8 protein-coding genes are annotated in these 12,311 nt (G+C 67.8%); 2 read left to right on the top strand and 6 right to left on the bottom strand.

Annotated features, from left to right (window positions below):
* The first annotated feature begins 202 nt into the window (after window positions 1-202).
* Complete coding sequence (locus ACN9MV_RS01330; RefSeq protein ID WP_426391074.1) at window positions 203-1,753, top strand: YifB family Mg chelatase-like AAA ATPase; 1,551 nt, start codon at window positions 203-205, stop codon at window positions 1,751-1,753.
* Window positions 1,754-1,783: 30 nt separating this feature from the next.
* Here the strand turns inward: ACN9MV_RS01330 and ACN9MV_RS01325 are convergent, their stop codons facing one another.
* From ACN9MV_RS01325 to tssJ, 6 genes are all read right to left on the bottom strand, one after another.
* Window positions 1,784-3,823: a serine/threonine protein kinase gene (locus tag ACN9MV_RS01325; protein WP_426391073.1), complete on the bottom strand. Its 2,040-nt coding sequence runs from the start codon at window positions 3,821-3,823 to the stop codon at window positions 1,784-1,786.
* Window positions 3,824-3,875: 52 nt separating this feature from the next.
* The gene (gene tagF, locus ACN9MV_RS01320; protein WP_093058945.1) at window positions 3,876-4,589 is read right to left on the bottom strand and encodes a type VI secretion system-associated protein TagF; all 714 of its coding nucleotides are present in this window, start codon (window positions 4,587-4,589) and stop codon (window positions 3,876-3,878) included.
* Window position 4,590: 1 nt separating this feature from the next.
* On the bottom strand, window positions 4,591-8,250 hold the full coding sequence (tssM, locus tag ACN9MV_RS01315; protein ID WP_093058946.1) for a type VI secretion system membrane subunit TssM: 3,660 nt from the start codon (window positions 8,248-8,250) through the stop codon (window positions 4,591-4,593).
* Window positions 8,250-9,650, bottom strand: a complete 1,401-nt coding sequence (locus ACN9MV_RS01310; protein ID WP_426391072.1) for a DotU family type VI secretion system protein — start codon at window positions 9,648-9,650, stop codon at window positions 8,250-8,252. Before ACN9MV_RS01310 ends, tssM begins: the two co-directional genes overlap by 1 nt.
* Before the next feature lie 8 nt (window positions 9,651-9,658).
* Entirely contained in the window at window positions 9,659-10,954 is a 1,296-nt protein-coding gene (gene tssK / locus ACN9MV_RS01305; RefSeq protein ID WP_256217028.1) for a type VI secretion system baseplate subunit TssK, read from the bottom strand.
* 255 nt (window positions 10,955-11,209) lie between these two features.
* Window positions 11,210-11,638: a type VI secretion system lipoprotein TssJ gene (tssJ, locus tag ACN9MV_RS01300; RefSeq protein WP_426391071.1), complete on the bottom strand. Its 429-nt coding sequence runs from the start codon at window positions 11,636-11,638 to the stop codon at window positions 11,210-11,212.
* Between the two features lie 240 nt (window positions 11,639-11,878).
* Here tssJ and ACN9MV_RS01295 point away from each other — a divergent pair, with 240 nt between their 5' ends.
* Window positions 11,879-12,265, top strand: coding sequence for a TssQ family T6SS-associated lipoprotein (locus ACN9MV_RS01295; RefSeq protein WP_256217027.1), 387 nt, complete (start codon window positions 11,879-11,881; stop codon window positions 12,263-12,265).
* Window positions 12,266-12,311 lie beyond the last annotated feature (46 nt).

The raw sequence follows: 12,311 nt of genomic DNA, 5'->3' as shown, positions 1-12,311 counted from the left end.
CAAGTGTGTTGTTGGACCTGTGAGGCTCAAAGCAGGGAGCGTGCCAAACTGCACAAATACCGGTCATAACCACCCCCGCCCCCGCATTGGTTGAGAGCCAAATCGTTACAACGTCTGTTGCGAGTGGTTGCAGATATCCGGTGCGCCGCACCACCGCGGACATGTCGAAGATAGGCGCACCATCTTGGGGAGAGGGAGAAGAATGGGATTGTCTTTGGTGCAGAGCCGCGCCTTGCTGGGCCTGGAAGCGGCCAGTGTCACTGTCGAGGTGCATCTGGCGAACGGTTTACCCAGCTTCACGCTGGTCGGGCTGGTGGAAACCGAGGTCAAGGAGGCGCGCGAACGGGTGCGTTCGGCGCTCCAGAACGCGGGGCTGGAGTTTCCGAACAACAAGCGCATCACGGTGAACCTTGCGCCGGCCGACCTGCCGAAGGACTCCGGGCGCTTCGATTTGCCCATTGCGCTGGGCATCCTCGCGGCCAGCGGGCAGATCGACAACGCCCGGCTCGCCGGCCACGAGTTCGCCGGGGAGCTGTCGCTGTCCGGCGAGCTGCGGCCCGTTCGTGGTGCGCTGGCCATGGCACTGGCGCTGCACACGCGCGGCGTTGCCACGCGGCTGGTGCTGCCCCTGGAGAGTGCACAGGAGGCCGCACTGGTGCCGGGCGGTGAGGTGTATGGCGCGAAGCACCTGCTCGATGTGGTGCGCCAGTTCATCGCCGAAGGCAGCGATGCCGCATCGCAGCTGCCCGAATCGCCAGACGACAGTGGCTGGGCGCGCGTCCAGGCCGCGCCCGGCGCGATTCCGCCGCAGTACGCAGACCTGTCTGAAGTGAAGGGACACGCCGGCGCCAAGCGCGCGCTCGAAATCGCGGCGGCCGGCGGCCACAGCCTGCTGATGGTGGGCGAGCCGGGTTCGGGCAAGTCGATGCTCGCGCAGCGCTTCGCGGGCCTGCTTCCGGCGATGCACATCGACGAGGCACTGGAAAGCGCGGCCGTGGCCAGCCTGGGCGGGCGCTTTGCGACCGAGCGGTGGATGAGCCGCCCGACGTGCTCACCGCATCACACATCGAGCGCGGTGGCGCTGGTCGGCGGGGGCTCTCCACCCCGGCCCGGAGAAATCTCGCGGGCGCACCACGGAGTGCTCTTTCTCGACGAATTTCCCGAGTTCGCCCGCTCGGCACTGGAGGCGCTGCGCGAGCCACTGGAGACCGGCACCATCACCATCGCCCGGGCCGCGCGGCGCGCCGAATTCCCGGCGCGCTTTCAGCTGATTGCCGCCATGAACCCCTGCCCTTGCGGTTATCTGGGCTCTTCGTCGAGACCCTGCCGCTGCACACCGGACCAGGTCTCACGCTACCAGGGCAAGCTCAGCGGCCCGCTGCTGGACCGCATCGACTTGCACATCGAAGTGCCAGCGGTGTCGGCGCAGTTGCTGCTCGAAGCGCCGCCCGGTGAATCGACCGACAGCATCCGCACCCGCGTGGTCGATGCGCGCGAGCGTGCGATACGGCGGCAAGGCCACGCCAACCAGTCGCTGCAGGGCTCTGCCGTCGACCGGCATGCCGTGCTCGACGACGCGGCGCGCAAGTTCATGTTCAACGCGGCGAACAAGCTCGGCTGGTCGGCGCGCAGCACGCACCGCGCGCTCAAGGTGGCGCGCACGATCGCCGATCTGGCCGGGGCGGATGCGGTGCAAGCGGCGCACGTGGCGGAGGCGGTGCAGTACCGCAGGGCACTGCGCGGCGCCAAATGAACGCGGGAGCCAGCCGCGGCGCAGACCGTACTACTTGAACTCGTGGCTCACCACAGGCGCCGACTTGCTGTCCTGCACCGTCACGCGCTGCCGGAACACCTCGAGATCGCCGTTGCGCACTTCGATGTTGTAGATGCCCGGGCGCAGCGACAGCGACTTGAGCGGCGGGCTCACGCCGCGGTCCGCGCCGTCGACGAACACCTGGCCCCAGGGGCGGACGTTGAACAGCACCCGGCCCATGCCGGGCGAGGCCGCAGGCGTGGCGGGAGCGGCAGCAGGTGCGCCCGGCGTGCCGGCGGGTGTGGCACCCGCCACGGTCGTCGTCGTGGTCCCAGGCGGCAACGTGCCGGGCGCGACGGGCACTGACGGCGGCGAGAGCCGGTTGATTTCGGCGATTGCATTGCGCGCCTCGCGCGCATGCACGCCGCGGCGGTAGCGGCGCAGGTAAGCCTCGTAGCCTTCGCGCGTGTTCTCGGTCTGCGCGAGGTTCCAGTCTTCGGCTTCGGCGGTGGCCAGCGCGGATTCGGGCGGCGCGGCCGGTGGGCCGACCGGCACGTTCTCCAGCGGTGTCAGCGGCGCCGTGGCCGTCGCGGCGGGCGCACTGGCCGGTGCGGCGGGCAGCGGCGCTGCTGCACTACCGCCGGCCGCAGGCGTTCCAGGCGCGGCCGGCACGCCATCGGTGGTGGTGGCTGGTGGCATTGCCGCCGGCGGCGCGGTGTTGCTCGACATCGGCGCGGCCGGAGGCGGCACCGGCACCATCGCGGTCTTGGTCTCCTGCGGCTGCATGCCCGAGGTCAGGCGCAGGCCGATCCAGCTGCCCACGGCCACTAGCGCGATCAGCAGCGCGCCCACCATGCCCCACGGCGGGCGCTTGAGCTTGTTCTTCTGCGCGGTTGGTGCTGCGGCTTTGTGCCCTTGCGCCTTGCTGCGGTCCTGCGGTGCGACGCGCGGTGCGGGCGCCGGCACTGGTGTAGGCGCGGCCCTCGGCTGCTCCGGCGCTGCCACCGGCATCGGCTCCAACGGCACCGGTGCCGACATCGGCGAGAACTGCTGCGGCACCAGCGGCGGAGGTGGCGGCGTCGCCGAAACGGGTGCCGTGGGAATGATCACCGTCGGGGCGCTCATGCCGCTCACGTAGATGTCGCCGAGCTTCACAAGCCCCAGCTCGGTCGCGAAGGCAGCCACGGTCTGCGTGCGGTCCTTGCTGTGCACGGCCAGCGTGTGGTCGACCGCGGTGCAGAAGCTCGGGCTCAGGTCGTCGCGGCCCATCGACGACAGGGGCACGTAGGCGTCCTGCACGCTGCGCACCACGGCCGAAGGCGGCGGATGGCCCGTGACCGCGCGGTACAGCACTGCCCCCAGCGCATACATGTCGGTCCACGCGCCCTGCAGCAGCGTGTTGTCGTCGGCGTACTGCTCGATGGGCGAGTAGCCCGACTTCACCATCACCGCCACTTCGTCGACGAGGTCGGCAATCGACTTGCGCGCCGCGCCGAAGTCGAGCAGCACCGGCAGGTCGTCCTGCTGGATGAAGATGTTGTCGGGCGCGATGTCGCGGTGGAAGCACTGGCTGCGGTGCAGCGTCTCCAGCGCACCCAGCAGCGGCCCCAGCATGCCGAGCAGCCAGGGCTCGGTGATCCTGCCCGGCTCGTCCTCGGCCAGGCGGCGCAGCGTGCGGCCCTTGTAGAGCTGGATCGCCATGTAGGCGGTGGAGTTGGCCTCCCAGAAGCGATGCACGCGCACCAGCGCCGGGTGGCTGAACTGCGCGAGCGTGCGCGCCTCGTTGATGAAGCTGCGCAGGCCCGCCTGGAAGGTGGCCGTGAGCCGCTCGGAGCGCACATGCACGCTGTTGTCGCCCACGCGGCGCGCGAGCATCGAGGGCATGTATTCCTTGATGGCCACCTCGCGCTGCAGCGAGTGGTCGTAGGCGCGGTAGACGATGCCGAAGCCGCCTTCGCCGATCACCTCCAGCAGCTCGAATTCGGCCAGCCGGTGGTTCACGCCCAGCGGGTGCGGCCGTTCGTCATCCGTCTCGGCCGGCGGGCTTCCGATGCCGTGCGTCGTCGTCATGCTTCTCCTCCTGCGGGACTGCTGTGGCCCCTATGGCCGGTCTGGCTCTTCTTCATGCCCATGGCACATGCCCCTGCGAAAACAACTTGGAAAACAGTGGTGTGTTGAGGCCCCCGCCATGGGCAGCGGTCCGCAACGGCGATCCGTCGGCTTGATTGGTCCACCAGTAGCTGGTGCTGCCGAAAGGGTCGAAGCACAGTGGAAGCTCTGGCCAGCCCAGGGGCTGCTGGGCACTCGCGCCACCGGCTGTAGGCCCGAGGATCGAGAGGATGTCGTCCGAGCCGCCGCTGGCGGTCTGGAAGCCGGCACGGCCCGCGGCCAGCACCTGGCTGTCGAACTGGTCGGGCGCCACGCCGTGGCGGATGGCCTGCAGCAGCGCGGTGCCGCACTGCCGGTACCACGCGGCCGAGCCTTCGAGCACCGATGGGCGGTAGTTCTGCGCGGCCACCTGCAGCGTGATGCACACGGGGTAGTAGCGGCCCACGCGGTCGCAGCTCGGCGCAATGCAGCCGAACTGCACGGCGTCCACGCCCTGCGTGGCGGGAATCGCGAAGTTCCATACCGGCGCAACGGCGTAGTGCCGCGTCATCGCATCGGGCCAGCGCTTGAAGCTGCCCAGGCCGTTCTGCATCCAGCGGTCCCACCACGCCTGCAGTTCGCGCGGCATGCGGCGGTAGAGAAAGTCGCCGGCTGCCGGCAGCTTGCCGTACCAGCCGATCTGTTCGTCGACTGGCACCCAGGCCTGAGGAGGAATGCTGCTGTTCATTTCAGGATTTCCCCGGGCAGGAGAAGCCGTTCATCTGCGGCAGGCGCAGCGGGTTGTAGACGCTGTTGGCCGTCACCGCGAGCACGACCTTCTTGCCCTGCAGGTCGAAGCTTGCGTTGAACGATTCGGGCGAGCTGCCCGCGGAGATCGAGGCCTTGTCGAACAACCGGTGCAGCGCCCACGGCCCTTCGGTCACGATACCGCCGGCCGGCGTGCCGTTGGCGGTGGTCACCTGCAGGCGCACCTGGTTGCTGTTGCGCGGGCCGGGCCACTTGATGGTGCTGGGCGCCTGCGGACCGTGCGCGTAGCGCACCGTCTGCCCGTCGACGTCGAGCGTGAACTGCGTGAGCGCCGCGTCCATGTCCTCGGGCCGGATGTCGATGGTGAACGAGGGCGTGCGTCCGCCCGCCATGCCCGAGAAGAACACGTCGCGGATAGCCTGCGCCTTCTGGAACGAATCGAGGTACGCCGAGCGGCCGGCCGCGCTGCCGTCCACGCCGCGCTTGAAGGCCCACGGATTGACCGAGGTGTCGACCTGCGTGACGAGGTTCTTCTGGAAGAAGTCGTCCATCATCCCGCCCGGCGCGAACAGCTGCGCGAAGTCGCCCGAGGCCACGTCGCGGTTCGATCCACGCGTGAACGGATAGCGCCCCGCGATCGCCTGGTTGCAGAACGAGCCGATGCTGGCCGCAGCGCTCTGCCCGATGTTCTGCCGAGTCACTGCCGCCGCCTTCGACGACGCAGTGGCCGACAGGTCGTTCAGCATGCCCTGGAACGGCACCGGCAGGCGCCCGGCTTCCGCCTGCACCTTGGTGACCGAATCGCTGGTCGGCGGGATGTTGCCGCTGCGCAGCGCGGTGTCGGTGGCGGTGAGGTAGTTGTAGAGCTCGTTGATGAGCGCGGCCGTCGCATCGATGGGGGCCTGTCCGCCCTGCTTGGGCGCGGTCACCATGCGGCGCAGCGGCTCGAAGTGGTTGTCCACCAGCGACTCGGGGCGGTCCACCCGAGTATTGCGGCGCTGGCTGCCGTCGGGCTGCCCGATGAGCTGTTCGATGCGCTCGCGCGTGCTCTGCACGCGGTTCTGCGCCTGGTCGAGCAGGCTGCGCGCGGCCTCGTCGTGGTTGCGCAGCAGGTCGGTCTCGCGCGCCGCGCCGCGGATGAGCCGCGACATCGGCGACTCCGCGGTCGAGAGCACGCGCGTCATCTGGATGCTCTGCAGCAGCGAGCGGCTGTCGGCCAGGCGGATGTCGACGAGGTAGTCGTCCCACACCTTGATGTAGTCGGTGAGGTAGAGCCGGCGCACTTCGCGCAGCAGCAACTCGCGCGAGGTAATGTCGGTGATGCCGGGCGCGCGGATCTGCAGCACCCAGCGGTCTTCCTGCTCGAGCGACAGCGTGGTCTCGGCAATGCGCTTGTCGAAGATGTCCCAGTAGCCGCGGTAGGTGAACAGCGTGGGAATGCCGTCGGTCAGCGGCTTGCCGCTCGCACGGCGGATGACCAGTGCCGATTCGGCCCCGCCCGCCTCGGCGATGGTGAAGGCATTGGGCTGGCTGGTCTGCAGCAGGATGCGGCGCAGCCGCGCATACGAGCGCTGGGCCAGCGGCACGCCGGCCAGGCGCTCGCGCGTCTGCGTGATGAGCCGGTCGTCCTTTGCGAACGGCGAGGTCAGCACGCGGCCCACGAACAGCGCCTTCAGGTGCGACTCGAGGTTCGCACGCTGCTCTCGCGTGAGCGAGGCACCGATCTTGCGGTCCACGTCGGCGAGCAGCCAAGCCTGCAGGAAGTCGGCGTCGTAGCGCTCTGCGTCATACAGCATGAGATACGCCTTGAGCGCCTCGTAGCTGTATTCGGCGTCGATCTTCGCGGCGTCGCGCAGCGACTGCTCGACGCGCTGCGCGGCCTGCGGCAGCAGCACTGTCTCCAGCGCGCGCTGGTACACGCCATCAGTTGCGGCCTGCAGCTTCTCGCCCTGGTAGAGGCCGAAGCGGTAGGACGTGGGCGGATCGCCGATGTCGAAGTGGCTGGACTTCGGCAGGTCGCGCAGCTTGTCGAGGATAAGCAGCGAACTCGCGATGTCGCCACTCGAATCGACCACCGTGGGTAGCTCACCGCGCGCGGCTGCCTTGTTGAAGGCCTTGGCGTTGGTGTCGACCTCGGCCACGTAGTCTTTGTTGTTGCGCCAGCTGTTCACGCAGGCACCCAGGAACAGCACCAGCAGCACGCCGATGGCGCTGTAGCCCGCGATGTCGATGGCCCGCTTGCGCCGGTACCAGCGCAGGTTGGTGCCGGCCACGCCAGCGTCGCGGAAGATCACCTGCTGCAGCAGTTCTTTCAGGAAGTAGCTCTTGCCCGGGCCCGGCGGCGGCGCCGGCGGCGCGTTGACCTGCAGGTAGCGCTTGATGGCGCCCATCACGCGGTCGAAGGCCGTGCCTTCCTGCGTGCCGCTGGTGAAGTACACACCGCGCAGCATCGACGCGGCCTCGAACTTCGACGGGTTGAACACGTCGGCCAGGAAGGTGCCGAGGATGTCCTCGAAGCTCGCGAACTGCTGCGGCAGCAGGTAGGCCTGCGCGCGACGCATCGGGTCGGACTCGGCCGCCAGCAGCTCGGGCAGGCGCTCGTCCAGGCGCTGGTGCAGCAGCTTGTATTCCTGGTGGAAGCGCTCGCGCAGGTCGCCGCTACCCACGGGTGCCGCGCCCTTGCCGGCCTTGTTCGCCGGGTTGCCCTGGATCGGGAAGGTGAAGCCCCACACCTGTTGCCGCTCCGCACGGCCCAGCGAGCCGAAGTACTCGTTGAAGCCGGCCAGCAGGTCGGTCTTGGTGACCAGCACGTACACCGGGAAGTCGATACCCAGGTCGTTGCGCAGCTCCAGCAGCCGCTTGCGCAGCGCCATCGCATGGCGCGCGCGCTGTGCGTCGTCGGCCAGCGGCAGGTCGGCAATGCTGATGGTGAGGATCGCGCCATTGATCGGCTGGCGCGGGCGGAACTTCTTCAGCAGATCGATGAAGCCCTTCCACTCGCCCTCGTCGGTCTCGCGGTTGCTCTCGTGCGTGGTGTAGCGGCCGGCTGTGTCGATCAGCACCGCTTCGTTGGTGAACCACCAGTCGCAGTTGCGCGTGCCGCCGATGCCGCGCACGGCGGCCTTGCCGAGCTGGTCGGCCAGCGGAAAGTCGAGGTCGGAATTCACCAGCGCTGTGGTCTTGCCCGAGCCCGGCGCACCGATGAAGATGTACCAGGGCAGCTGGTACAGGTACTGCCGATCGAACAGCGAGAAGCGCCCACCGGACTTGCCGTCGGCTCCTTCGCCGAAGCGCATGTTCTTCAGGATGGCCGTGGCGTCGGTGAAGCCGCTTTGCAGCTCCTTGATCTCGGGCGCGTCCTCGGGCTTGGCTTCCTTCTCTTTCTTGGAAGGGGTACGCAGCTGGTTGAGCAGCTGCGCATTGAGCCGGCGCTCGCGCCACTTGCGGTAGATGACGCGCGCGATCCAGATCGCGAACATCAGCGCGATGACCACGATGCGCACGATCTCGTCTTCGAGCGGGCGGTAGCGGCCCACCGCGATGGCCGGGCCGATGATCCAGATCAGGAAGGCGAGCGCGACCAGGCCCAGGAAGACCCACAGATCGCGGCTGATGAGAAAACGGAAGATGGCGCGCAGCATCAGCGGGTGCCTCCGAGCTGCGGTGCTGCTGGAGCGGCAAGTGGCGCAGAGTTGGCGGGCACGCCGGCTACCGGCGCCACCAGCAGCGTCACCTCGACGCGCCGGTTGCGCGCGCGGTTGGCCGCGGAGTCGTTGGGCACGAGCGGGTCGGCATCGCCGCGGCCTTCGGCTCGCAGGCGTTCGGGGCGCGCAAGGCGCGTGGCGATCATTTTCTTCACCGCGTCGGCGCGGGCCTGCGAGAGTTGCCAGTTGGAGGGAAAGCGCACGCTGCGGATCGGCTGGTCGTCACTGAAGCCGCTGACCAGCACGTTGCCGTCCACGGCGTTGAGCGCATCGGCCACGCGCGCGAGCACCGGCGCATAGCGGTCGAGCACGCGGTCGGAGCCCGAGGCGAACAGGCCGTCGCCGCGCAGCACCACCACGCTGCGGTCGGCCTCGTCACGCACGGTCAGCAGGCCGTCGCGGATCTCTGGCTCGAGAAAGCGCTGCAGGCGCGGCGTTGGCGCTGGCATGACCACGGCGCGCGCGGTCTGCGGCAGACGTACCGCGTTGACGGCCGCGAAGGCTCCGTCGGAATGGCCAGCAAGGTTGAAGATGAGCAGCGCGAACACGACGAGCAGCAGCACCGCCGCCACCGCGCCCACCGCCCACACGGGCAGCCAGTTGCGCGTGCGACGCACGGGTGCGCTCGCGTCCTGCCAGTGCGGCGACAGCGGCACGGCGATTTCGCCGCGCGTCTGCCGGATGATCTGCAGCAGCCGCTGCTTGAGAGTTTCGAGCTGCGTGCGGCCGTTGTCGATGACGCGAAAGCGCCCCTCGAAACCCATGGCCAGACAGAAGTAGATGAGCTCTATCAGGTGCAGATGCTGCTGCGGGTTCTGCACCAGGCGCGACAGCAGCTGGAAGAACTTCTCGCCGCCCCAGGTCTCGTTGTGGAACATCACGAGCAGGCTCTGCGACGACCAGATGCTGCCGCCCCACGGCGTGAGCGCCGCGGCCTCGTCGACTGCCGTGCACAGGCAGTAGCGCGCACCGATGATCACTTCGGGCGAAATGCCCGCCTGCTGCGCGCGCGTTTCGAAGCGGCGCACTTCATCGACAAGGTGCTCGCGCAGCTGCGCCGGCGCGGGATGGTGGCCGGTGGCGCGGATCTGCGGAATCAGGTCGAGCAGCGGATTGGCGGCCGCCACCAGCGGGTTGTTGCCCGCGAGCGCCGTGTCGCCCGCATGCGGGCGCCGCGCGTCGTGCCATGCGGTGAAGGACTCGGGCTGCGCGCCAAGGCCGCTACCACCACGCGAGGCATTCGGCATGCCGCCTGCGTCGCCCATTGCGTTGCCGCCGCCGGGATTCGGCGGCACGAAGCCTCCCGGACCGACGGCCATGTCGTTGACACCGTTCATAGAGTCCCTCACGGACGGATGGCCCAGAACTCCATGGCCAGCCCGGGAAAGTCACCGGCCAGGTGCATCGCCACGCCGCCCGATTTTTCGAGCTGGCGCCACATGTCGCCGCTCTTGTCGAGTTCGAAATAGTGGTAGCCCGCGTTGTACGGAATCTGCCGCGGCGCCACCGGCAGCGGCCGCACCACCACGCCGGGCAGTTGCAGCTGCACGAGATCGCGGATGCGCTCGACCGAGCCGATCTTCACCTGCGTGGGGAAGCGCTGCTGAATGGCGTCGGCCGGCAGGTCGGCATGCACCGCAAGCACGAAGCCCGCGTTGCGCACGAGCACCGGGTCGGGCATGCGGCCCACGCGCACGCCATGGCTGCGCTCTTCGAGTTCGATGGCGATCGCGCTCTGCTCGAGCACGGCCGACAGCGAACGCCGCAGCTCCTCAAGCAGCGGGCGGATGCACTCGTTGAGGTTGTCGTGGTCGTATATCGGCCACAGCACCGGACGGCGCGTGGGCGATGTGTGCGTGGCCAGATGGCAGGCCAGCTTGAGCCAGTCGACGAACAGGTTTTCAGGGTGCACCTGCACCGCCTGCTGCGAATGCCACGTGAGCGCAAGGTAGCGGTTGACCAGCTCGAGCAAGAGGAAGTCAGAGACCTCGCTCACCCCGCCGCGACCCGGCTGCGAGAGCCGCGAGGCCAATGCCTCGGAGCGCTGCGTGAGCAAGCCGTGCAGCTCCGCGATCATGCTGCGCAGCATTGCGTGCGCAGAAGCGTCGAGCACCGGCGGAATGTAGTTGGCATCGACCACCAGCTTGTGGTCGGTGCGCCGCTCGATCACGCGCACCGCGCCAATGGCTTGCCATTCAGCGGTGAGCGAAGAAGCACGCGCAAGACGCAAGCGCGGCGCTGCGAGCTGCAGCACGGCGGGGCCGAGTGCCACCGCATTGCCGTCGTTCACTTCGCGCTCGATCACGCCGAAGCGCGCGGCCGAACCTTCGTCTTCCGCGAAGATGACCTCTTCGCTGCCGGGCCTGCGCAGCGGCAGCGCGAGCACGATGAGCTCGTCGGTGAGATCGGTCGGCACTTCGTAAGGCAGCGGCGCGTCTTCGGCGCCGAACGAGAACGGCGTGCCGTCGGGCATCACGCCCGCGCCTCCGAGCAGCGACACACGGCCCAGCGCATACGCGTCGCGGTCGATCTCCAGACTCAGCCAACCCCAATAGGCGCCTTGCAGGCCTGCGGTGCGCCGGGTCACGTATTGCTCGACATAGCGTTCCATTTGCTGGAAATGCTGCGGCCGCAGGTACATCCCTTCGGACCACACCACACGATTCGCCAATGCCTGCGGATGGGCGCCATTCTTTGCGGCGCCCGAATTGCGAACTGTCACCAAAAGACCTCCTGGGGAGTGCTCACATCGAAGCGGGAGATGCGCTGAGGAGCGGCCTCCCGGTCCACTTGTTTTGCTCCTGATGCTACACGGCGCGTCTTACGTTTTGCACCGCATTTCGCTCAAGAATTTCTCGCACTTTCGTACTAGCAAGCCGACACCCCAAGCCGGAAATTAACGACTTGGTAGCAGCTCTATGCCCGTCTTGCGCACGGCAACGTGCACGGCCTGCTCGCTCGGCGAAAACTGCCACACCTTGTACAGGTTGGTTTGCTTCGGTTCCTTCAACGGCAACACGATGCGCCAGCGCGCGGCCTCGAGTTTGCGATAGCCCGCAATGATGCCGATGGCGCGCGAGTCGAGCCCTGCCTCGCGCTTGAACACGCGCTCTTCACCGCTGCGCATGATGGCCTGGTCGGCATTCACGAGCTCGGTCATGAGCGTCTCGCGGTCGCGATCCTGTAGTGCAAAGTAGTCTGCGGTTTCGAAGTTACCGGAAGATTTCAGTTCGAAGACCTTCACGAGGATGGGTGCGGCCTGGCCGCGTCCGTCGGGGTTGACGCCGTCGTCGATCTTGACTGTGACGGCATAGGGCGTGGGCATGGACTTGGCTGTCGATGCGCATCCGCCGATGAGGCCCGCAAACAACGGTGTGGTGGCAAGTGCGCCTTGTAGCAAGCTTCGTCGATGCATTGAAATCTCCCCGAGGGTTCGCGGCCTATATTATCGAAGTCATGCGCACTTACGATGGCGCATAACGTGCATGTCGCAACACAGCGGCACACTATCTCAAGCATTCCTTTTGCAAGGTAGGAGAGAAGATTGAAGTCATGTCTGCCTGCTTTGGCGTTCGCTCTTTTCGTGGTCGCGGGTTGCACGACCACACCGCCGCCAGAGCCCGCGCCGCAACCCGAACGACTGAGCCAGCAAGTGGCGCGCACCACGCTCGAGAAGGCGCAGCAAGCGTATGACGAAGGCGACTATGCCAAGGCCGTCAGCACGCTCAAGAGCGGCGGCGTGTCGGTATTCGAAGGTGCCGAGCCGGGCACCCGGCTCGATGCGATGAAGCTCGAGGCCTTCAGCTACTGCGTGGCCAACCAGATCGCCGAGTGCCGCAACCAGTTCCGCAAGATCCTCGATGCGTTCCCGACCTTCGAGCTCAACGTGGCGGAGCGCAAGCATCCGGTGTGGGGCCCCGCGTTCGAGGCCGCCAAGCGAATGAAGCGTTGATGAAGAACATCGCGGCCGCACCAGTGCGGCGGCGCGAGACGACGAA

Origin of the sequence: Variovorax sp. R-27, assembly GCF_049913215.1 — a bacterium.
GTDB lineage: Bacteria > Pseudomonadota > Gammaproteobacteria > Burkholderiales > Burkholderiaceae_C > Variovorax.
The sequence above is the reverse complement of the archived record's forward strand: the minus strand, read 5'-3'. Positions and strand labels throughout refer to the sequence as shown.